This is a genomic window from Streptomyces sp. NBC_00637, assembly GCF_045161545.1.
Classification (GTDB): domain Bacteria; phylum Actinomycetota; class Actinomycetes; order Streptomycetales; family Streptomycetaceae; genus Streptomyces.
The window spans coordinates 594,065-615,495 of sequence record NZ_CP109046.1 but is presented as its reverse complement, the minus strand read 5'-3'; the positions used below and the strand labels follow the sequence as shown (position 1 = coordinate 615,495).

Below are 21,431 nucleotides of genomic sequence, written 5' to 3'. Positions count from 1 at the left end.
CCACCATGGACCTTCCGATCGTCGTCGGTGTGGACGGCTCCGAGCCGAGCCTGCGGGCCGTCGACTGGGCGGCCGACGAGGCCGCCCTGCGTGACGCACCGCTGAGGTTGGTCTACGCCTCCCTCTGGGAGCGCTACGAGGGCACGGCGCTCGCGCAGGACCTCGGCAAGCCGACCGGACGGGTCACAGCCGAGGACATCCTGCGGGGCGCCGAGCGACGGGCCCGTCTGCGTCAGCCGCACCTCGGCATCTCCACCGACGTGCTGCCGGAGGAACCCGAGTACGCGCTCGTTCGCGAGGGTCGCGGCGCCGCCGCCCTGGTCCTCGGCACCCGCGGTCGCAGCGGCATCGTGGAGATGCTGGTCGGATCGGTCAGTCTGACCGTCGCTGCCCACGCCGACTGCCCGGTGATCGTGCTGGGCGGCGACGCCGATAACCGGGTCCACGCCACAACGGGCGGCCGGGTCGTCGTGGGCGTCGGTGAGAAAGGGACCGAATCCGCCGCCCTGCACTTCGCCGTGCAGGAAGCGCGAACCCGTGGCGCGACCCTCGACGCCGTACGGGCCTGGCGATGCCCGGCCCACGAGAGCACCGATCATCCTCTCCTGGCCGGTGAACCATCGCGGCTGCACGAACAGCACGCGGCAGACATCCTGGAGGAAGCGCTGAAAAGCGCGCCGACCGACGTGGACGTCGAACGCCGCACCGTGGAGGGCCCGGCCCGACGGGTACTCCTGGCAGCCTCGAGCGAAGCCGACCTGCTGGTGGTCGGGGCCCGCCGCAACCCCGGCTACCTCGGACTCCAGCTGGGGCGTGTCGCCCACGGCGTACTGCACCATGCCGTGTGCGCTGTCGCGGTGGTTCCCGAGCAGATGTGAGAGCGACGGCAGCGGTCAAGGACGCGCGCCGGGTCGACCGCACTCACTCCCGCACCTGCACCAACTCCGTCCGCAGGCCGAGCGGTCACCTCTCGGTCGCGTGCTCGCCGCCTCCACCACCCGATGACTGTGCCGACAACTTCCGGAGTCTCACCATGCCCAAGGCCGAACACCAGGACGCCACCGTACTTTCCGACGACGAGCTGCGCACCCTGGACGCGCACTGGCGCGCGGCCAACTACCTCGCGGCGGGCCAGATCTATCTGATGGACAACGCTTTGCTCACGGAGCCGCTGAGGCCTGAGCACATCAAGCCCCGACTGCTGGGCCACTGGGGCACCTCGCCCGGCCTCAACCTCGTGTACACCCACCTCAACCGCGTCATCAAAGCACGCGGGCTCGACGCGCTGTGCGTGTGGGGGCCGGGGCACGGCGGGCCGTCCGTGCTGGCCAACTCCTGGCTGGAGGGCAGCTACAGCGAGACCTACCCGGACGTGCCGCGAGACGGGGCCGGCATGGCCAAACTGTTCCGGCAGTTCTCCTTCCCCGGCGGCGTGCCCAGTCATGTCGCCCCGGAGACGCCCGGCTCGATCCACGAGGGCGGCGAACTCGGCTACTCGCTCTCGCACGCCTACGGCGCCGCCTTCGACAACCCGGACCTCCTCGTCGCCTGTGTGATCGGCGACGGTGAGGCGGAGACCGGCCCGCTGGCCGCCTCCTGGCACTCCAACAAGTTCCTCGACCCCGTGCACGACGGCGCGGTCCTGCCGATCCTGCACCTCAACGGCTACAAGATCGCCAACCCGGCGGTGCTCGCCCGGCTCCCCGAAGCCGAGCTCGACGAGCTGCTGCGCGGATACGGCCACGACCCGGTCCACGTGACCGGTGACGACCCCGCCACGGTGCACCGGGCCATGGCGGCGGCGCTGGACGACGCGCTGGACCGCATCGCCGCGATGCAGCAGAGCGCCCGCGACGACGGTGTCACCGAGCGCGTGCACTGGCCGATGATCGTCCTGCGCACCCCCAAGGGCTGGACCGGTCCGGCGGAGGTCGACGGCGTTCCCGTCGAGGGCACGTGGCGCGCCCACCAGGTCCCGCTGTCCGGCGTACGCGAAAACCCCGAGCACCTGGCGCAGTTGGAGACCTGGCTGCGCTCGTACCGGCCCGAGGAACTCTTCGGCCCCGAAGGCCGCCCCGCCGCCGACGTCCTGGCCACGATCCCCGAGGGCTCGCGCAGGCTCGGCGCCACCGCGTACGCCAACGGCGGTCTGCTCGTCCGGGATCTGCCCCTCGCCTCCCTCGACGAGTTCGCCGTGCCCGTCGACAAGCCGGGCGCGACCTTGCACGAGCCCACCCGGGTCCTCGGCGACCTTCTCGCCCAGGTGATGAAGGACACCGGTGCCCGCCGTGACTTCCGGGTCGTCGGACCCGACGAGACCGCCTCCAACCGGCTCCAGGCGGTGTTCGACGTCAGCGGCAAGGCCTGGCAGGCCCAGCACCTTCCGGTGGACGAACACCTCGAACATCACGGCCGGGTGCTGGAGATCCTCTCCGAACACACCTGCCAGGGCTGGCTCGAGGGATATCTGCTCACCGGCCGGCACGGACTGTTCTCCTGCTACGAGGCGTTCGTGCACATCGTCGACTCGATGGTGAACCAGCACATCAAGTGGCTCAAGACGGCGCGGGAGCTGCCGTGGCGCGCGCCCATCGCCTCCCTCAACTACCTGCTGACGTCACACGTGTGGCGTCAGGACCACAACGGCTTCTCCCACCAGGACCCCGGTTTCGTCGACCACGTCCTCAACAAGAGCCCCGAGGTCGTGCGGGTCTATCTGCCGCCGGACGCCAACACGCTGCTGTCCGTGGCCGACCACGTCCTGCGCAGCCGCGACTACGTCAACGTGATCGTGGCGGGCAAACAGCCCTGCTTCGACTGGCTCTCGATGGACCAGGCCCGCGCCCACTGCGCGCGCGGCGCCGGGATCTGGGAGTGGGCCGGCACCGAGAACGGCGGCGAACCGGACGTCGTCCTGGCCTGCGCGGGCGACGTGCCCACCCAGGAGATCCTGGCCGCCGCCCAGTTGCTCCGCCGCCACCTCCCGGAGCTCGCCGTCCGGGTCGTCAACGTGGTCGACATGACCCGGCTGCTGCCGCGCGAGGAACACCCCCACGGCATGAGTGACTTCGAGTTCGACGGCCTGTTCACCACCGACAAGCCGGTGATCTTCGCCTACCACGGCTACCCCTGGCTGATCCACCGGCTCGCCTACCGCCGCACCGGCCACCGGAATCTGCATGTGCGCGGATACAAGGAGTCCGGCACCACGACCACGCCGTTCGACATGGTGGTGCGCAACGACCTCGACCGCTACCGCCTCGTCATGGACGTCATCGACCGCGTACCCGGCCTCGCCGTGCGCGCCGCCGCCGTACGCCAGCAGATGGCCGACGTCCGCACCCGCCACCAGGCCTGGATCCGTGAGCACGGCACCGACCTCCCCGAGGTCGCCGACTGGACCTGGAACTCCTGAACGCTCCGTAGCCCCGGAAGGAACTCACCGCCATGACCGTACGCGTCGGCATCAACGGCTTCGGCCGGATCGGCCGCACCTATCTGCGCGCAGCCCTGGACCGTGCCGAAGCGGGCACCCAGGACGTCGAGGTCGTCGCCGTCAACGACATCACCGCACCCGCCACCCTGGCCCACCTGCTGGAGTACGACTCGACGTTCGGGCGCATCGGGCGCGACGTCCGGCACGACGACAGCTCCCTCACGATCGACGGGCGGCGCATAGCCGTCACCGCCGAACGCGACCCGGCCGCCCTGCGCTGGTCCGACTACGGCGCCGACATCGTCGTCGAGTCCACCGGCCGCTTCCGGGACCGCGACGCCGCGGCGCTGCACCTCAAGGGCGGGGCCCACACCGTGCTGCTGTCGGCGCCCGGCAAGGGCGTGGATGCCACCATCGTGATGGGCGTCAACGACCAGACCTACGACCGGCACCGCGACCGGATCGTGTCCGCTGCCTCCTGCACCACCAACTGCGTCGCCCCCATGGTCAAGGTGCTCGACGAGGCCTTCGGTATCGAGCGCGGTGTCATGACCACCATCCACGGCTACACCAACGACCAGTCCCTGCTCGACAGCCCGCACAAGGACCTGCGCCGGGCCCGCTCCGCCGCCCTCAGCATCATCCCCACCAGCACCGGAGCGGCCCGTGCCGTGGGTCTGGTGCTACCGGAGCTGGCCGGCGCCCTGGACGGGATCGCCGTCCGGGTACCCGTGGAGGACGGCTCGCTCACCGATCTCGCCCTCGTTCTCACCCGCGAGGCGAGCGCGGACGATATCAACGCCGCGTTCGAGGCCGCCGCGGACGGTCCGCTGAACGGCATCCTGCGTGTCTCCAAGGCTCCGATCGTCTCGCGTGACGTGATCGGGGACCCCTCGTCCTGCGTCTTCGACCCCGCCCTGACCCAGGCCAACGGCACTCTGGCCAAGGTTTTCGGCTGGTACGACAACGAGTGGGGCTACACCAACCGTCTCCTGGACCTGACGGCCCTCGTCGCGGACGACTGACCCGGACGCACAAGGTCCCTGTGCCGGGGGGGGGCGGGCCGGTCGGCCGCAACGGGAGGGCCGACCGGCCCCGACCCGCCCCCGTACAGCCCATGGGATCGCCGCCCGCTCCGCAGGACGATCGAAGTGACGACATCCACGGAGGAGAGACCTGCGATGACGGACGACGTGCTCAGCCGCCCCTCGGCCCATGCCCTGCTCGCGGACGGCACCACCGTGTGCATACGTCCGGTGCGGCCGAGCGACCACGGCCGGCTGCGAGGGCTCTACGAGGAGATGTCGCCGGAGAATCTCCGCCTGCGGTTCTTCGCGGCGAGCCGGCGCTCGGCCGACACGGCCGCCGACCGGGCCTGCGCCCCGGCCCGCCCGGGCTACTGGGCCCTGCTGGCGGAGGTGGACGGCCGGGTGATCGGCCTGGCCGAGTACGACACCGGCGGCGGGACGGACGGCGCGCAGAAGCAGACGGCGCAGATCTCCATCGCCGTCGCCGACGGCCTGCACCACCGGGGCATCGGCACGTTGCTCGTCGAACACCTGGTCTCGGCGGCGCGAGCGGAGGACATCACCGCCTTCACGGCCGACGCTCCCCCAGCCTTCGGCCGGGGGGACCCCCATCTCGTTTCGCTCAGCGAGAACCACGAGGTGCTCCGCCTCTTCGCCGACCTGGGCCTGCGTACCTCCCGTCACTTCGAGGGACCGGAGGTGCGCTGCACGGTTCATCTGGACCAGGACGACACCTACCTGTCGGCCGTCGAGGCCCGGGGCCGCGCCGCCGACGTGGCCAGCCTCGTGCCCCTGCTGCGCCCGGACGCCGTCGCCGTGGTCGGAGCGGGACGCACGCCCGGCTCGGTCGGCCGGGCCATCCTCCACCACCTGCACACGGGCGGCTTCACGCGACGGCTGTACGCCGTCAACCCGAGTGTCACGTCGATCCTCGGCGTGCCGTCCCACCCCTCCGTCGCGGCCCTCCCCAGGACCCCCGACCTTGTGATCGTCGCGGTACCCGCCGCGGCGGTCCCGGCAGTCGCCGACGAGTGCGGCCGGGCCGGAGTACGCGCGCTCGTCGTCGTCACCGCCGGACTCGACCACACCCGGACCGAGGCGCTGCTGGCGGCCTGCCGCACCTACGGCATGCGGCTCGTCGGACCCAACTGCCTCGGCGTCTCCAACACCGACCCGGAGCTGAGGCTCGACGCGACCTTCGCCGCCGAGCACCCCCGCCCCGGAACCGCCGGTGTCGCCGTGCAGTCCGGCGGCGTCGGCATCGCGCTGCTCGACGGACTGTCCCGGCTGGGCATCGGCGTCTCCTCCTTCGTCTCCCTCGGGGACAAGTACGACGTCAGCGGCAACGACATGCTCCAGTGGTGGGAGAGCGACCACCGCACCGGTCTTGCCCTGCTGCACCTGGAATCCTTCGGCAATCCGCGTGCCTTCTCCCGTACCGCCCGGCGCGTCACGCGTCGCATCCCGGTGCTGACCGTCGACGCCGGCCGTACCGACGCGGGGCGCAAGGCCGCCGCCTCGCACACCGCGGCCGCAGCCACCCGCACCATGACCCGCGGCGCGCTGTTCACCCAGGCCGGCATCACCGCGACCCGCTCGGTCGGCGAACTCCTCGAAACGGCGGCCCTGTTCCACTCCCAGCCGCTGCCGGAAGGCAGCCGCGTCGCGATCGTCACCAACGCGGGAGGCGCCGGGGTGCTGGCCGCCGATGCCTGCGCGGAGGCGGGACTCGCCCTGCCCCCGTTCACGCCCGCCATGGCCGACGAACTGCTCGCCGTGCTCCCGGACGGTGCCGCCGTCGGCAGCCCGGTCGACGCCACCGCCGCCGTTTCGGAGGACCAGCTCACGGAGTGCGTCGACCGCCTGAGCCGGTGCTCCGGCATCGACGCCGTCATCGTGGCCCTCGTGCCCACCGCCGTCGCCGCTGCCACCGGCGACGACCTGGTGCGGGCCGTCACCACCGCTCCCGGCCGACGGGCACGACCCGTGCTCGCCGTACGCCTGGAGCAGGATGTGCCGGTCCGGCTGCTGCCCGCCGCCGGGGGCGGCGCGATCCCGTCCTACGCCGAACCGCAGGCGGCGGCCCGCGCGCTGGCGCACGCCGCCCACCGGACCGCCTGGCTCGCCCGCCCCGCCGGCGTCGTCCCCGACCTCGACGACATCGAGACCGGCCGGGCCCGTACGTTCGTGGCGGACCACCTCGCGGAACACCCCGACGGAGGCTGGCTCGACCCACACACCTGCGCCGAGCTGCTGTCCTGCTACGGAGTCCGGCAGATCCCGTGGACCTGGGCGGAGACCGAGGACGAGGCCGTCGCCGCCGCCGACCGGCTGCGTGGCTTCGGCGGCCGTGTGGTCATGAAGGCACACTGGCCCGGGCTCGTGCACAAGACCCGGCACGAGGCCGTCCGCCTCGACCTTCGTGGCGACGCCCAGGTGCGGACCGCCTTCCGGGATCTGAAGACCCGCTTCGCGGGCCTCATGACCGGTGTGGTTCTCCAGCCCCTCGCACCACGCGGCACCGAGCTGCTGGCCGGCGTCGTGCAGGACGAGGTCTTCGGCCCGCTCGTGCTGTTCGGGCTCGGCGGCACGGCGACCGAGGTACTGGCCGATCACGCGGCCCGCCTCGCCCCGCTCACCGACCGCGACGTGCACGACCTGATCACCACGACGCGGTGCGCCCCGCTGCTGCTGGGTGCGGACGGAAACACCCCCGTCGACCTCGAAGCCCTGGAACACCTGCTCCTGCGGCTGTCCCGGATGGCTGCGGACCTCCCGCAACTCGCCGAGGCCGACTTCAACCCCGTCCTGGCGGCACCGGGCGGCGTCACCGTGCTCGACGCGCGGGTGCGGCTGCTGCCGCGCCACCCCCAGGACCCGTATCCGCGCAGGCTGCGCTGAGGAGGAATCGGCCATGAGGCACAGCAAGGTCGGCTCCGTGATGACCGCGGACGTCGTCCGCGCCGAGTACGGCACGTCGTTCAAGGAGGTGGCCCGCCTGCTTGCCGCTCACCGGATCAGCGGGCTGCCGGTGGTCGACGAGGACGACAAGGTCATCGGAGTCGAGGTGATCGACGAAGTCCTGGTGCATGCCCTGTGGCTGCCGCCGCGCAGCGTCGAGGTCTCCGTCACGGAGGGCGTCGTCACGCCGGCCGGACATCTGGAACGCAAGAGCGAGACCCAGATCGCCCTGTCCATGACGCGCCGCATCGACGGTGTGGTGGACGTGGTCGACCAGCTCACCTACCGCCTCGACGCGTCCGTGTCGAGGAACAAGCCCTGCACGGCGTGGCCGACGACCGGCTGCGTCGGCTGTGAGCCCACAGAACAAGGAGGCGAACCGTCATGACCGACAGTGTGTTGGTCACCTACGGAACGACGAACGGAGCGACGGCGGGGATCGCCGAAGCCGTCGCGGACGTGCTGCGCAAGGACGGCCTGAACGTCGACCTGCTGCCGGCCCGGTCCGTGACGCGCGTGGCGTCGTACGACGCCGTGGTGGTCGGCGGCGGGCTCTACGCGGGACGCTGGCACAAGGACGTGCGGCGGCTTGTCCGCCGGCTCCGCGCCGAACTCGCGGAGCGCCCGGTGTGGTTCTTCAGCAGCGGACCGCTCGACGCCTCCGCCTCCGAGCGGAACATCCCGCCGGTGCGCGGCGTGAAGCGGGCCATGAACCGCCTGGACGTCCGGGACCATGTCACCTTCGGCGGGTGCCTGGAAGCGGGTGCCAAGGGACGAGTGGCCGGGATGATTCTCCGCTCCGGCAAGGGCGGCGACTTCCGGGACTTCGGAGCGATCGAGAGGTGGGCCGAAGGCGTTGCCGAAACCCTGACGCACACCTAGAGAGCGTGGTGTCCAGCTCTCGGTGACGGACCCTGGCACCCGGCCCGCGCCGGGCGTCGGGGCGCGTCACCGTGGCGCCGCGCCCGTCGGTACCACGGCGACGGCGCACGCGGCCTCGCGCAGGTCGCCTGGCCCGGCTCCTTCGGGATGCCGAGGACCACACGCAGCGGCAAGCCGTGCAGCCGCGCCTCCCGTGCGGCCCGGTCGATCGCCGAACGGCTGCGTGCCGACGGGTCGGTGCAGGCAAGAAACACTTGTTCCATCGGAGTCCGCCCCTTCGGCGCAGCGGCGCACGTATGCCCGCGGTCCAGAGTGTCGCGCGTCTCCTCGCTGTCGGGCAGGGGCCGAACGGCCCGGGCCCCTGAGAGTCCGGGGCCGTTCGCGCAGGGGAGATGCAAGGAGCTCCGGGCCGCGCGTGCGGCCCGGAGCTCGCAGTCAGCGGCGCGATCAGCCGGTCTTGTGACTCCACAGCGGTCCCACCAGGTCCCATTCCCGGTTCCATCCCTCGATGCGGCGCTGGTCGAGCCGCCAGCGGGCGATCGCTCCGACGCCGATCACCAAGCCGGCCAGCGCGGCTGCGGCACCGGTGCCCAGGAAGCCCGATTCGATTGACGCCTCCGTGGACCCCGTGGGCGCGGGGGTGAGCCGGCCCTGCCCGTCCTGCCAGACCGTCACCTGGGAGCCGGCTCTGCGGCCCGTCTCCACCAGGGTCCGGCCCGTGCGGGTGGAGCCGTCGGGAGTCGTCCAGCGCACCGACGCCGTCCGGCGATCGGTGGTGCCGCCGACCGCGGTGGCGCCGAGCGGGACGTCGTTCAGCAGGACGGCCCGGACGGACCGGCGCTCGGCTCGTTGCTGTGCGAACACGTCGCTCGCGGAGTGGGCTGTCACGAGGCCGGTAACGGTGCCGCCCACGGTGACGACCGTCCACATGACGAGCACGATCCAGGCCTCGAGGATGTCGCCGCGCCGCCGCAGCGGGTTGTTCCGCCACCGCCACAGCCGCTTCTTCGCGTATGTGCTTCTTCGCATCGGTCCGCACCTCCTCGTCGTGGTCCTGATGACAGATGGAAACGTGACAGCTGCGGCGCCGCCTCGACATGGGCCGGCCAGGTGTCGTCACGGGGCCGCTCGGCACCGACTTCGGCGCTCCGCGGGGGCCGTTCAGCCCGGAGCGCACATGGTCCGCCCGGACCTCTGTGCAGGTCGGTCGACCTCTGCCGACGCAGGGGCCGGGCGCTCATGCTCGTAGCCACCCCTCGACGTGCAGCGAGTCAGGTCCTGCGACAGATCACCCGGCCAGGACTCACGTCACCGCGCTGACTCAGCCGGCCTCCGCGAAGGCGGGGCTGCGACCGACGGGTCGGCCGGGCGGTCGGGCCACCGCGAACGGATGTCGAAGACACCGGCCGGCCCGGTGCAGCGCAGAAGGCGCAGAAAGCGAGTACTGACGGTGACCGGCCGAAGTCGGCCTTGACCGGCGCGTGCCCGGTTGCGTGCCCGGCACGGCACGCCGAGCCCGGCGCAGTCGATGAAGGACACCGGACGCGGGTCGAGCACCAGATCGGGGCGCCGGCCGGCGGTCACTGTGTCCAGGTGCGCTGCCAGCGCAGGTGCGGCCACCACGTCGATCTCGCCCTGCAGAGTCACGATGATCGTGCCGCCGACGCCGTGATGCGTGCGGTACGGCATGGACCTCGTGTGGTTCTCGGCCATAGGGACAGGAAAGCGGGGCCGACGGGGGGCGGGGAAGGGCGGTTCGGTCCCTTGCGGGCGGGGCCGACAGGACCTGCGTGTCCTCTCCGCCGGCTCAGGGCCGCAAGGACCCGTCCAGCCCGAGGGCTGGGCCGGAAGGCCCAAGCGGATCAGGTGAATACAGGACAAGCTGGTTGACAGGGAACCTCCGGACTCGAGCGAAGAGCGGTGATGATCATCATGAAAGGCTTCGTCTTCCACGGTCCCGGGCAGTCTGCCTGGGAGGACGTACCGGACCCTGCCGTCAAGGAGCCCACCGACGCCGTCGTGCGGGTCGGCGCTGTCACCATCTGTGGCACGGACCTGCACATCCTCAAGGGCGACGTACCCGAGGTGCGCCCGGGTACCATCCTGGGTCACGAGGCCGTCGGTGAGATCGTGGAGGTCGGCAGCGACGTGCGGACCGTCCGTCCCGGCGACCGCGTGCTCGTCTCCTGCATCAGCGCCTGCGGCCGCTGCCGCTACTGCCGCGAGGCCGCCTACGGCCAGTGCCGCGGCGGCGGGGGCTGGATCCTCGGCCATCTGATCGACGGGACCCAGGCCGAGTACGTCCGTGTTCCCCATGCCGACCTGTCCGTGCACGCGTTGCCCGCTGCGTTGGAGAGCAAGGACGCCGTCCTGCTGGCGGACATCTTCCCGACCTCCTACGAGGTGGGCGTCCTCAATGGACACGTGCGCCCCGGCGACACCGTGGTCGTCGTCGGAGCCGGCCCGATCGGCCTCGCCGCGATCGCCACGGCCCGTCTGTTCGCCCCCGAGCGGATCGTCGCGGTCGACTTGGCCGCTTCACGCCTGGAGGCCGCCCGGCAGCTCGGAGCCGATGCCGTGGCGGACGCCCGTGAGGATCCCGGGCAACTGGTCGCCGATCTCACGGACGGGCTCGGCGCAGATGTGGTCATCGAGGCCGTCGGCGTGCCGGAGAGCTTCGAGCTGTGCACCCGCATGGTGCGCCCCGGCGGCCACGTGGCCAACGTCGGCGTTCACGGCAGGCCCGCGACGCTGCACCTGGAAGACCTGTGGATCAAGAACATCACCATCACCACGGGCCTGGTGGACACGCATTCCACGCCCACCCTGCTGCGGATGGCGGCGGCCGGCCGACTGCCCACCGCACAGCTGGTCACCCACACCTTCCCGCTGGACGGCATGGAGGAGGCCTACGACGTCTTCGCCCGGGCCGCCGACACCGGCGCCCTCAAGGTGGTGCTCGGCGGACATCCGCACGACGAGGTCGCCGTCCCGGCGGCTTGAGGAGAGGAGGCGGGGTTCATGTCCGGACCATCACAGGGGGACGTCACACAACGCCTGCACGCGGGTGACCTGGGCCGCCGGATCACGGCACGCCGTGTCCGGCTCGGGCTGACGCGAGATGAGACGGCCGCGCGCGCGGAGATGGCGCCCACCTATCTGGCATACCTGGAGCAGTATGCCGACGCCGCGCCGAACCAGGGTGTTCTGCTCAAGCTGGCCGAAGCGCTCCGGACGACCGTTTCGGCGCTCAAGGGAGGAGACGCGGATCTGCCTCCCGGCCCCGGACAGGCCGGGTACGCGCCCCGGTTCACGCAGCTGAGCAGGACCGAGTGCGGCGACCTGCTCTCGACGCACGGCGTGGGAAGGCTGGCGGTGTCCACGACGCACGGGCCGTTGATCGTCCCGGTCAATTACACCGTCATCGACGGCACGATCGTCTTCCGGACCGCTCGGGGCGCGACGCCGTCGCTGGCACCGGGCACTCCGGTGGCCTTCGAAGTCGACCGCATCGACGACGCGTTCAGCCAGGGCTGGAGCGTGCTGGTGCGGGGTCACGCGCGCCTGGTGACGGACGTGGCCGAGGCTCAACGGCTTGCGCAGCAGGCCCGCAGCAGGCCCTGGGCCGGCGGTCGACGCGATCTGTGGGTGCGCATCGAGCCCTATGCGGTGACGGGACGCCGGATCGCGGTCTGAAGCGGGTCCTTCTCCGGACGGCTAGGGACCGATGGTCCCTGGCCGCAGGTTCGTCACCGCTTGAGGATGGATCAGCGAAACACCGGTTTGCCAGGTGAGAGACGAGAAGGCCGATGTATGCCAACGACGGATTCCGTGAGCTCGACCGGCAGGAGTGTCTGCGCTTGCTGGCCAAGGTGCCGGTGGGGCGCGTGGTGTTCACGCGGAAGGCGTTGCCCGCCGTCCTGCCGGTCAACTTCTGCCTGGACCGCGACGGCGCGGTGCTGCTGCGTACCTCGGCTTTCTCGCGCATGGCGAGCGCGATCGACGGGGCGGTGGTCGCGTTCGAGGCCGACCGGGTCGACGCCGCCGCCCACGCCGGCTGGAGCGTGGTGGTGACCGGCGCGGCCACCGTGGTGACCGACCCCGCAGAGCACGCGCGACTCCTGCTGGCCGGCCCGCTCTCCTGGGCCCCGGCGCCACAAGAGGTCTTCGTGCGCATCGATGCGGAGTTGGTCACCGGGCGCGAACTCGTAGGCGGGCGAAGTCTGTACAGCGTGCCGTTCACGACCTGAGACCCGAACGGCCCCTGGGGAAGGGGCCGTTCGGCGTGTCCGGGATCCCTCTCGGCTCCTGTCCGAGGCCTCGCCACGGGACGAGCATCGTCAGAGGAGGCCGGCGCCCCGACGGGCGGCGCCTCCATCGGACGATCGCTCACAGAAGGGGAGGCACGGCGATGACCCTCCATCGCGTAGTCGTCGGAGTGGACGGCTCCTTGGTTTCCGTCCGGGCGCTGGACTGGGCCGCGGCAGAGGCCGCACGCCGCGGTGCCGTGCTGCGCGTGGTGTACGCGGTTCGGGACCGGGACGAGGCCGCACCGGTCCTGGGATCCTCCGCGGCGCGTCTGCGCCGGCGGTATCCGGATCTGCCGGTGGCGACCGTCGCCGTGGAAGGCGGCGCGGTGCACGCCCTGGCCCGCGAGAGCGCGGAAGCGGACCTGACTGTCGTGGGGACACGCGGCTTCGGTGCGCTGACGGGCTCGGCGTTCGGCTCGGTCGGTCTCAAGCTGGCCGCGCTCGCCCAGGGCCCGCTCCTGGTCGTACGGGGAGACCACCCCTGTGACGACGGGCGTCATGTGCTGCTCGGCCTGGAGGACGACCGGGACGGACAGGCGGCGGCCTTCGCGTTCCAGGAGGCCGACCGGCGCGGGGTGAGACTGCGGGTCCTGCACTCGTGGAACCATCGGTACATCACCCCCGAACCTCCCTCCCTGGTGCCGGCACGCAGCGTGGGCCAGGAACGCTTGGCTCGCGACGCGCGGGCGGAGGACGCCGTACCGCGCTACGCGCTCACCCGCATCGAGGACCAGTACCCGGATGTCGTGGTGGAGACCGGAACGGTCCGCACCGCTCCCGCCCGCCTGCTGCTGGAGGCGACACGGGAAGCCGCCCTGGTCGTCATCGGCGCGCACCGCCGGACAAGCGTGCTGGGACCACGTCTGGGCCCGGTCACGCACACACTGCTGCACCGTGCGCACTGCCCCGTGGTCCTCGTGCCGCGCGAACGGCCGTCGGTCACGCCGTAGTGGACGGATCGTGGGCGGTCAGGCGGACCCCGGTGACCAGATCGGGGTGGATGCGGACGGCGTGATCCATCCTCTGCGCGGCCCAGGGACGCAACAACGCCCGGTAGCGGGCGAGTTCCTGCGGGTCGGTGACCAGCCGCGCATAGCCCGTGACGACCACGCTCCAGCCGAGGTGGGTGTCGGGGTCGATGTCGTCGGCCTCGTAGGCGACGACGGCCCCCTCACCCCCGGTCTGCCGGGTGTACCGGGTCAGCGCGGCGTCACCATGGGTGCGGATGACGAGATCGCCGTCGACCAGGACGTGATTGACCGGGCGGACGGTCGGCAGCGCGTGCCGGGTGAAGACGATTCGTCCCAGGGACACACTGCCCAGGAGTCGCAGCGCCTCCACGCCGTCCAGCTCGACGCTCGTGTGCGCTCCCGAGGGGTTCGATGGGGCGTCGTCACCGGACATGGCAGCATTCCGTCTCGTTGGGTCACTCACAGGTCTTCGGTCTTCGTCTCCAGCCGCGACGCGCGGGCCTGACCAGGCCATTCGAACCGTGCCGGAGTCTCTCGCGCCAGGGCCGTTCGGCCCCGGTCGGCGGCCGGTGGTCCCTACCGGGCCGGGACGCTCGCCTGGCGACGTGGGCGGAGCGACACCGCGGGGGATCGGTGCCGCTCCTGCCTCCACTGTCCCTCGAACCACACCGTTGCCGTGAGTGCCGATCGTCCCCGGCCATGGGGCCGGACGTCCCGACCCCATGAGGACTATCGGCGGTGCATGGTCTCCAGAGCGGCCGCCAGGACGTGGGGATCGTGGCGGCCCTTGTAGACCTCCGGCGGCTGCTTCTCCAGCCTCAGGAGCCGCGCCACCGCCGTCCAGGCGGTCCGTACGGAGTACTCGACGGTGAAGACGACATCGTCGGGCACCTCGGTGAACTGTCCGATGAAGGCGAGGTTGACCGATCCCTTCGGGACGACCTCGGGCCGGTCGCCGCGGCGGCGAGCCAGGAACTGGCTGGTGATGTACGGCATCAGGCAGGGCACCACGGTGGAGGTCTCCCGGATCCGGGCCGCTGTCCGCTCGTCGAACGGCAGATGGTGCAGGACCTCTTCGAGGATCTCGCGGCCGGTGCACATCCTCATCGGCTTGGGCGTGTGGTTGCCGGCCCGGTCCGGGAAGAGACCGTACCCCCACCAGACCCCGACACCCTCGGGCTGGTCGCGATAGACGGGCTGCCGGTTGGCGACGATCGTGAGCAGCCAGTTGGACTCCGTGAAGGTCATCAGGCCACCTCTGCCGACCGGCCGGCCGCTGAACTCGGCCAGCGCGTCGAGGAATGCGGGGTCCTTCGTGGTGACCGTGAAGGACTCCCACTGTGACTCCTTCACACGTTTGTCGAAGGCTCCCGGGTTGCCGAACTCCTCGCGTCCACGGGCCAGCCGGTGCCACAGCAGCCAGGCGTCCGAGCGCTGCGGGACAGGCGGCGGTGCGGAGGTGTGCGAGCCGAGACGAGAGGCGTCGGTCATGGAGCCGTTGGTGACGAGGACCAGGTCCTCGGGAGTGATGGCGATCTTCTCGGTGAGGCCGTTCCGGCTCACGTGGATGGTCTCCACCGTGCCGCTCCGGACGCCCGGGGCGAACCCGAGGTCGCTCACGCGGCAGTCGGTGTGGACGGTGACGCCTCGCTCCCGCAGCCATGTCGTCAGCGGCCGCACGATGGAGTCGTACTGGTTGTAGCGGGTGCGGTGGATGCCCGACATGGAGGCGAACTCGGGGAACAGGTGGATGAAGCGCCTCAGATAGCGGCGGAACTCGATCGCGCTGTGCCAGGGCTGGAATGCGAACGTCGTGCACCACATGAACCAGAAGGTGGTGGTGAAGAAGTGTTCGCCGAAACAGTCCGTGATCCGCTTGCCGTCCAGGTGCCCCTCGGAGGAGGCCAGGCAGCGGACCAGGTCCAGCCGGTCGCGCTCGGAGAACCCCATCGAGGTCGTGTCGACGATCTTGCCGTCCCCTTCGACGAGCCGGGCGATGTCGTCCCAGGCGAATTCCTCGTGTCCGGCCCGGATCTCCTCGGTCACCGAGACGGTGGGGTCGTCGAGGGTGGGGATGCCGGAGAGCAGGTCGTAGGTGCAGCGGAACTCGGCCTCGAACATCCGGCCGCCGCGCATGGTGTAGCCGGCGTCCGGCGTGCCGCCCGCGTGCAGGCTGCCGCCGACGGTCCGCTGTTCTTCGAAGAGGTGGATGTCGCAACCCTCGAAGCCGCCGTCGCGGATCAGGAACGTGGCCGCGGACAGTGCCGCGACTCCGCTGCCCACCAGATATGCCTTCGCCATCGCACAACTCCTCGTACTCGCAGCTCGATCCGGAACGTGGGGCGTCGGTCACTCGGGGAGCCGGGACGGGCCCGGCTCCCTCCGGGGATTCACGCCGTGCGGAAATCCGCTCCTGCGCTGCCGGGTCCCTCGTCGGTCTGTGACGGACCCTCTCCGCCGCGCCACGGCGGGGCCGTCGTCCGGCGGCCTCTGATCCCGGCCTGGGCGGCCTTGTCGATCTGGCGGCGCAGCCGGTCCTGGAGCCGGTCCACGGCTTCCGTGCCCGTCGCCTCCTCGGCGAGGACGACCACCTGCCGGCCGCCGACGTAGAGGTCGGCCGTGGCCGACCAGGGGCTCTTGTCGTGGTGGGAGGCGGCTCGGGCGAGGCGTACCCGGCCGGTGACGGCGGGCAGGCCCGGACCGCTCACGACGGCGTCGATCTTCGCGCGGGCGTACGCCAGGGTCTCCTGGTCCACGGCGCCCTCGGAGCGCAGCCAGACCGTGGGTGTCGCCTGGGCGTTGTCGCTGGTCATATCTGGTTCTCCCGGTGGATGGCGCATGGTTCGGCGCGGCTCAGGCTGCTGTGCCGCCGGGCAGCCACAGGTCGGGTCCGAAGACCTCGTAGCGGATGCGCCGGGCGGGGACACCGGCACGCAGCAGTTGTCCGCGTGCGTCTCGCATGAAGGGGAGCGAGCCGCAGAGGAACACCGTCGCCCCGTCCGGGAGTTCGGTGCCGCTGAGGTCCATCAGGCCGATGCGGGCGTCGGGTTCCTCCGGTCCGGGGCGCTCGTACCAGAAGTCGGCCCTCGCTCGCGGCAGTTGCCCGACGAGGTCGCGGGTCTCCGCGCGCAGGGCGTGGTCGGCGGGAGAGCGGTCGGCGTGCAGGACCAGCACCGGACGGATCGATCCGAGGGCGGCGAGGTGGGCCAGGATGCCGGTCATGGGAGTGCAGCCGATGCCCGCCGAGACCAGCACGAGCGGGGAGGTCGCGTCGATCGGATCGTCGAGAAAAACGTCGCCGAACGGCGCGGACAGCAGCAGTTCGTCCCCCTCACCGACGTGGTCGTGCAGCAGGGTGGAGACCTCGCCGGCGGGCTCCCCGGCGTCCCCGGTGACCCGCTTCACCGTGATCCGCCGCAGTCGGCCGCCGGGGTCCGAGGACAAGCTGTACTGACGCAGCTGGTGCACCCCGTCGGGCATACGCACGCGGACGCTCACGTACTGACCGGCCCGCGCACGTGGAGCCGGTTCGCCGTCCGCCGGACGGAGGAGGAACGACACGACGTCGGGTGTCTCGGCGCGGCGTTCGACGACCGTCCACGGCCGCCAGATCCCGCCGGGCTGGACACCGGCGTCCTGGTAGAGCAGGGCCTCCCGGCTGATCAGGGCACCGGCCATCAGCCAGTAGACCTCGTCCCACGCGGCAGCCACCTCCGGCGTGACCGCGTCGCCGAGTACCTCGACTATCGCGCCGAACAGGTACTTGTGGACGATCGTGTACTGGTCGTCGGTGACGCCGACGGCCGCGTGCTTGTGCGCGATCCGGGACAGCAGCGCGTCGGGCCGTGCGCCGGGGTTCTCCAGCAGCGCGCCGGCGAATCCGGCGATCGAGGCCGCCAATGCCCGGCGCTGGGCGCCGCTGGCCTGGTTGCCGCGGTTGAACATCCCGTCGAGCAGCTCGGGCCGGTCGTGGAACATCGTGGCGTAGAAGCGGGTGGTGATCTCGTCGAGCGCTCCGGCCACGGCGGGCAGGGTGGCCCGTACGAGGGCGGCGGATTCCGCGGACAGCATGGAACCTCCCGGAAAGGGCGAATGAAGAAGGAAAGGGGAAGAGGAAGGGAGCCGCATCGGAGTCGCTCCGGAGCGGCTGACCTCTGTCTAGCAGTCACCGGACCGTGTATCGGCCCGGTCGAGCGGCCGAGGGCCGAAGAGGGGCCGAAGGGCCCCGTCACCCGGGGCGGGTCGGCCCCTCCGGGGCCCGTCGACGGGGGCCGGACGGCGCCGGGGCTGTGCCCCCTCGGCCCCCTGCCACGGGCTACGGCCGCTCGGCGGGCTCAGCGTCCGGACGGCTCGCCTCGCGCCCGTAGTAGGCGGCCCGCATGAGCTCCCGCATGTCGTCGAGCATGGGCATGCGCGGGTTGGCCGGCGCGCACTGGTCCTCGTAGGCGTTGAGGGCCTGCTGGGGCAGTGAGCGGAGGAAGACGTGCTCGTCCACGCCGAGTGACCTGAACGTCGGCTCGATGCCCACGGCCTCGCGCAGCCGCTCCACCGCCGAGGCGAGCGACTCGACACCCTCGGCCGGGGTGGCGGCGGGCAGACCGAGAGAGCGGGCGATGTCCTGGAAGCGTTCCGGGGCGCGGTAGCTCTCGTACTTGGGCCAGCCGGTGAGCTTCGTGGGGACGGTGCCGTTGTAGCGGATCACGTGCGGCAGCAGTACGGCGTTCGTGCGGCCGTGCGCGATGTGGAAGGTCGCGCCGAGGGTGTGGGACATGGCGTGGACGATGCCGAGGAAGGCGTTTCCGAAGGCCATACCCGCGAGGGTGCCCGCGTTGTGCATCTTCTCCCGGGCCTGCGGCCGTTCGGCGCGGTCGTTCACCGCCGCCTCGATGTTGTCGAAGATCAGCCGGATCGCGTGCAGGGCGAGGCCGTCGGTGAAGTCGTTGGCGTAGACGGACACGTACGCCTCGATGGCGTGGGTCAGGGCGTCGAAGCCGCTGTCGGCGGCCAGCGCCGGGGGCAGTGCGGTGGTGAGCAGCGGGTCGACGATGGCCACGCTGGGAGTGAGCGCGTAGTCGGCCAGCGGATACTTCTTGCCGGTGGCGGGGTCGGAGATGACGGCGAAGGGCGTCACTTCGGCACCGGTGCCGGAGGTGGTCGGGACGCACACCAGACGGGCCAGCTTGCCCAGCGTCGGGAAGCGGAAGGCGCGCTTTCGGATGTCGGAGAACTTGTGCCGCATGTCGGCGAAGTCGATGTCCTTGCCCTCCGCCTGCTGCTCGTAGAGCAGCCACATCACCTTGGCCGCGTCCATGGGGGACCCGCCGCCGAGGGCGATGATCGTGTCCGGGCGGAAGTCGCCCATGAGGCGGGCGCCGCGCCGGACGGAGTCGATGCTGGGCTCGGGTTCCACGTTGTCGATGACCTGGATGGTGACGGGCTCGTGGCGCCGCCGCAGCACGCGTTCGACCCGGTCGACGAGGCCGAGGCGGGTCATGGTCGCGTCGGTGACGACGGTGACGCGGTGGACGTCCGGCATCGAGGTCAGGTAGCGGATGGACTGGGGCTCGAAGTAGATCTTCGGCGGGACCTTGAACCATTGGAGGTTGTTACGGCGCGTCGAGACCCGCTTGACGTTCAGCAGCTGGGCGGCGGAGACGTTGTTGGACACCGAGGTGCTGCCCCACGAGCCGCAACCCAGCGTCAGCGACGGCAGCAGGCTGTTGTAGATGCCGCCGATCGCGCCTTGCGAGGAAGGGGCGTTGACGATGATCCGTACCGCCTTGATGCGCCGTCCGTACGCCTCAGCCAGCGAGAGGTCTCCGGTGTGGATGACGGCGCTGTGCCCCTGCCCGTGGAAGGCGACCATGTCGGCGGCCAGGTCGAATCCCTGCCGCGCGGAGTCGGCGCGGAGCACGGCGAGGACCGGGCAGAGCTTCTCGCGGGTGAGCGGCTCGTCCGGGCCGACCCGGGCGGTCTCGACCAGGATGAGCGACGTGTCCTGCGGTACGGAGAACCCGGCCTGCTCGGCGATCCAGGCCGCGCTCTGCCCCACAGCAGCCGAGTTGACCTTGGGCTCACAGCCCGTGCCCGTGGCGTTTGCCCGGCTCGCGGGGAACAGGAAGGTCTCCAGCTTCGCCTTCTCCTCGGCCGTGGCCAGGTGAGCGTGCAGGGTGCGGAATTCGGCGAGAACCGCGTCGTAGATCTCCCTGTCCAGAATGACGGCCTGCTCGGAGGCGCAGATCATGCCGTTGTCGAACGACTTGGACAGCACCAGGTCGTTGACGGCCCGGCGCACATCGGTGCTGCGGTGGACGTAGGCGGGAACGTTGCCGGCGCCCACGCCGAGAGCGGGTTTGCCGGCCGAGTAGGCGGCTTTGACCATGGCGTTGCCGCCGGTGGCGAGGATCAGCGAGATACCCGGGTGCCGCATCAGTGTGCCGGTCGCCTCGACGGACGGGCTCTCGATCCATTGCACGCAGTGCTCCGGAGCACCGGCGGCGACCGCTGCGTCGCGCACGACGCGGGCGGCCTGGGCGCTGCAACGCTGGGCGGAGGGGTGGAAGGCGAACACGACCGGGTTGCGGGTCTTCAGCGCCATGAGCGCCTTGAAGACGGTGGTGGACGTCGGGTTGGTGACCGGTGTGACCGCGCACAGGACGCCGACCGGCTCGGCGACCTCGGTCATGTCGTCGATGTCGTCGCGGGCGATGACGCCGACGGTCTTCATCCGTCCCATGCTGTGCGTGACGTACTCGCACGCGAACATGTTCTTCGCGGCCTTGTCCTCGAAGACACCGCGTCCGGTTTCCTCGACCGCGAGCCGGGCGAGGGCGGTGTGCTGGTCGAGGGCGGCGACCGACGCCTTCTTCACGATGTGGTCGACCTGTTCCTGATCGAGCGCCTCGTAGTCGGCGAGTGCCTTGAGCCCGTTCGCGACCAGCTGGTCCACCGCGATGGCGATGTCGGACGGTGCGGCGGCGAGGCCGGCGGCCGCACCTGGTTCGTCGTGGCGGGTCATGGAAGCGAGCCTCCGTCGTCGGAAGGGGCCACCGCGGGGCGGGGGCGAGGGAGGGAAGCGGCAACGCGAGGGATCGCGGTACCGCTCCCACCAGCAGCGTCTCTCCTCAGCTGGGCTCTTCCCCAGGCCCCGATGGTCCCTTCGAGGGACTGACCGGCCCCGATTCACCGCGGACGTTCAGCCCGTTGACGACGCCGACCACCCCGTCCACCCGGTAGGTCAACCGGAGCGCGAGTGGAATGTCGCCGTGGTGCCGCAGGGTCCCCTCCAGGGTGACCATGCCGTCCCGGACGGAGACGACCACGCCGTCTGCCGACAGCCCGAGGGCGCGGGTCACCTCCTCGCCGACCTCACGGCGGATCTCGTCGTCCGTCAGCAGGAAGACGCGGAGCAGGTCGCGTCGGGTGGCGATGCCGATCAGCCGGTCCTCCTCGTCCACGACGGGGAGGCGTTCGACGCCGTGACGCTCCATCACCCGCGCTGCTTCCGCGATCCGCTGCTCCGGATGCACGGTGACGGCAGGCGTCGACATCAACTGCTGCGCGGTGGTGGCGCGGGCCAAGGCCGCGGTGCGACGTGCGCTGCGGCTCAGTGGGGGCAATCGGACCAGCCGCGTCCTGCCGTCCGCCGTCCGGGCGGCCTGCCGGCGGATCAGGTCGGTCCCGGAGATCACTCCCACCACCTTGTCGTCGTCGTCCACCACGGGCAGCCCGCTGATGCGGTGCTGGTCCAGCAGTCGTACGACGTCCTTGAACGGGGTCTCTCGGTAGGCCTCGACGACGTCGTGCGTCATCACCTCACCGACGATGCGGGCCATGCCGGCCA

At 71.2% G+C, this 21,431-nt stretch carries 16 protein-coding genes and 2 pseudogenes; 10 read left to right on the top strand and 8 right to left on the bottom strand.

Translation table 11 applies throughout. The features are described 5' to 3' along the window. The first annotated feature begins 5 nt into the window (after positions 1-5). From OG440_RS02675 to OG440_RS02650, 6 genes and pseudogenes are all read left to right on the top strand, one after another. Positions 6-878 (top strand): universal stress protein, encoded by an 873-nt coding sequence (locus tag OG440_RS02675; RefSeq protein ID WP_406005188.1) that lies wholly within the window; start codon positions 6-8, stop codon positions 876-878. Positions 879-1,033: 155 nt separating this feature from the next. Further along, on the top strand, positions 1,034-3,415 hold the full coding sequence (locus tag OG440_RS02670) for a phosphoketolase (RefSeq protein WP_406005187.1): 2,382 nt from the start codon (positions 1,034-1,036) through the stop codon (positions 3,413-3,415). Positions 3,416-3,447: 32 nt separating this feature from the next. Then, complete coding sequence (gene gap, locus OG440_RS02665; protein ID WP_406005186.1) at positions 3,448-4,461, top strand: type I glyceraldehyde-3-phosphate dehydrogenase; 1,014 nt, start codon at positions 3,448-3,450, stop codon at positions 4,459-4,461. Between the two features lie 156 nt (positions 4,462-4,617). Next, a complete protein-coding gene (locus OG440_RS02660; RefSeq protein WP_406005185.1) occupies positions 4,618-7,365 on the top strand; it encodes a GNAT family N-acetyltransferase in 2,748 nt (915 codons plus the stop codon). 13 nt (positions 7,366-7,378) lie between these two features. After that, a pseudogene (locus OG440_RS02655) lies at positions 7,379-7,782 on the top strand (CBS domain-containing protein). A gap of 27 nt (positions 7,783-7,809) precedes the next feature. Beyond that, entirely contained in the window at positions 7,810-8,307 is a 498-nt protein-coding gene (locus OG440_RS02650; protein ID WP_406005184.1) for a flavodoxin domain-containing protein, read from the top strand. A gap of 447 nt (positions 8,308-8,754) precedes the next feature. Here OG440_RS02650 and OG440_RS02645 read toward each other — a convergent pair whose 3' ends face one another. Further along, on the bottom strand, positions 8,755-9,336 hold the full coding sequence (locus OG440_RS02645) for a hypothetical protein (RefSeq protein WP_406005183.1): 582 nt from the start codon (positions 9,334-9,336) through the stop codon (positions 8,755-8,757). Between the two features lie 279 nt (positions 9,337-9,615). Continuing rightward, positions 9,616-10,020 carry an STAS domain-containing protein gene (locus tag OG440_RS02640; RefSeq protein ID WP_406005182.1) on the bottom strand — a complete coding sequence of 135 codons (405 nt, stop codon included), beginning with the start codon at positions 10,018-10,020 and terminating at the stop codon, positions 9,616-9,618. Between the two features lie 219 nt (positions 10,021-10,239). Here OG440_RS02640 and OG440_RS02635 point away from each other — a divergent pair, with 219 nt between their 5' ends. From OG440_RS02635 to OG440_RS02620, 4 genes are all read left to right on the top strand, one after another. After that, positions 10,240-11,310, top strand: a complete 1,071-nt coding sequence (locus OG440_RS02635; protein WP_406011233.1) for a zinc-dependent alcohol dehydrogenase family protein — start codon at positions 10,240-10,242, stop codon at positions 11,308-11,310. Positions 11,311-11,328: 18 nt separating this feature from the next. Next, complete coding sequence (locus OG440_RS02630; protein WP_406005181.1) at positions 11,329-12,003, top strand: helix-turn-helix domain-containing protein; 675 nt, start codon at positions 11,329-11,331, stop codon at positions 12,001-12,003. Between the two features lie 113 nt (positions 12,004-12,116). Further along, positions 12,117-12,557 (top strand): pyridoxamine 5'-phosphate oxidase family protein, encoded by a 441-nt coding sequence (locus OG440_RS02625; protein ID WP_406005180.1) that lies wholly within the window; start codon positions 12,117-12,119, stop codon positions 12,555-12,557. A gap of 161 nt (positions 12,558-12,718) precedes the next feature. Further along, a complete protein-coding gene (locus tag OG440_RS02620) occupies positions 12,719-13,567 on the top strand; it encodes a universal stress protein (protein WP_406005179.1) in 849 nt (282 codons plus the stop codon). Here the strand turns inward: OG440_RS02620 and OG440_RS02615 are convergent. From OG440_RS02615 to OG440_RS02590, 6 genes and pseudogenes are all read right to left on the bottom strand, one after another. Continuing rightward, a complete protein-coding gene (locus OG440_RS02615) occupies positions 13,557-14,021 on the bottom strand; it encodes a pyridoxamine 5'-phosphate oxidase family protein (protein WP_406005178.1) in 465 nt (154 codons plus the stop codon). The two genes, OG440_RS02620 and OG440_RS02615, sit on opposite strands and share 11 nt — an antisense overlap. A gap of 296 nt (positions 14,022-14,317) precedes the next feature. Continuing rightward, positions 14,318-15,907: pseudogene (locus tag OG440_RS02610) on the bottom strand (oleate hydratase); the annotation flags it as partial. Positions 15,908-15,978: 71 nt separating this feature from the next. Further along, a complete protein-coding gene (locus OG440_RS02605) occupies positions 15,979-16,401 on the bottom strand; it encodes a hypothetical protein (RefSeq protein WP_406005177.1) in 423 nt (140 codons plus the stop codon). A 40-nt stretch (positions 16,402-16,441) separates the two neighbouring features. After that, positions 16,442-17,659, bottom strand: coding sequence for a globin domain-containing protein (locus tag OG440_RS02600; protein WP_406005176.1), 1,218 nt, complete (start codon positions 17,657-17,659; stop codon positions 16,442-16,444). A 244-nt stretch (positions 17,660-17,903) separates the two neighbouring features. Then, positions 17,904-20,606: a bifunctional acetaldehyde-CoA/alcohol dehydrogenase gene (gene adhE, locus OG440_RS02595; protein WP_406005175.1), complete on the bottom strand. Its 2,703-nt coding sequence runs from the start codon at positions 20,604-20,606 to the stop codon at positions 17,904-17,906. A gap of 106 nt (positions 20,607-20,712) precedes the next feature. After that, complete coding sequence (locus OG440_RS02590; protein WP_406005174.1) at positions 20,713-21,423, bottom strand: CBS domain-containing protein; 711 nt, start codon at positions 21,421-21,423, stop codon at positions 20,713-20,715. Between the last annotated feature and the right edge of the window lie 8 nt (positions 21,424-21,431).

Coding starts and splice junctions, on each gene's coding strand:
- OG440_RS02645 (WP_406005183.1), bottom strand. CDS start 9,336: ATGCGAAGAAGCACATACGCGAAGAAGCGGCTGTGGCGGTGGCGGAAC.
- OG440_RS02605 (WP_406005177.1), bottom strand. CDS start 16,401: ATGACCAGCGACAACGCCCAGGCGACACCCACGGTCTGGCTGCGCTCC.
- OG440_RS02670 (WP_406005187.1), top strand. CDS start 1,034: ATGCCCAAGGCCGAACACCAGGACGCCACCGTACTTTCCGACGACGAG.
- adhE (WP_406005175.1), bottom strand. CDS start 20,606: ATGACCCGCCACGACGAACCAGGTGCGGCCGCCGGCCTCGCCGCCGCA.
- OG440_RS02635 (WP_406011233.1), top strand. CDS start 10,240: ATGAAAGGCTTCGTCTTCCACGGTCCCGGGCAGTCTGCCTGGGAGGAC.
- OG440_RS02630 (WP_406005181.1), top strand. CDS start 11,329: ATGTCCGGACCATCACAGGGGGACGTCACACAACGCCTGCACGCGGGT.
- OG440_RS02600 (WP_406005176.1), bottom strand. CDS start 17,659: ATGCTGTCCGCGGAATCCGCCGCCCTCGTACGGGCCACCCTGCCCGCC.
- OG440_RS02660 (WP_406005185.1), top strand. CDS start 4,618: ATGACGGACGACGTGCTCAGCCGCCCCTCGGCCCATGCCCTGCTCGCG.
- OG440_RS02590 (WP_406005174.1), bottom strand. CDS start 21,423: ATGGCCCGCATCGTCGGTGAGGTGATGACGCACGACGTCGTCGAGGCC.
- OG440_RS02615 (WP_406005178.1), bottom strand. CDS start 14,021: ATGTCCGGTGACGACGCCCCATCGAACCCCTCGGGAGCGCACACGAGC.
- OG440_RS02620 (WP_406005179.1), top strand. CDS start 12,719: ATGACCCTCCATCGCGTAGTCGTCGGAGTGGACGGCTCCTTGGTTTCC.
- gap (WP_406005186.1), top strand. CDS start 3,448: ATGACCGTACGCGTCGGCATCAACGGCTTCGGCCGGATCGGCCGCACC.
- OG440_RS02650 (WP_406005184.1), top strand. CDS start 7,810: ATGACCGACAGTGTGTTGGTCACCTACGGAACGACGAACGGAGCGACG.
- OG440_RS02640 (WP_406005182.1), bottom strand. CDS start 10,020: ATGGCCGAGAACCACACGAGGTCCATGCCGTACCGCACGCATCACGGC.
- OG440_RS02675 (WP_406005188.1), top strand. CDS start 6: ATGGACCTTCCGATCGTCGTCGGTGTGGACGGCTCCGAGCCGAGCCTG.
- OG440_RS02625 (WP_406005180.1), top strand. CDS start 12,117: ATGTATGCCAACGACGGATTCCGTGAGCTCGACCGGCAGGAGTGTCTG.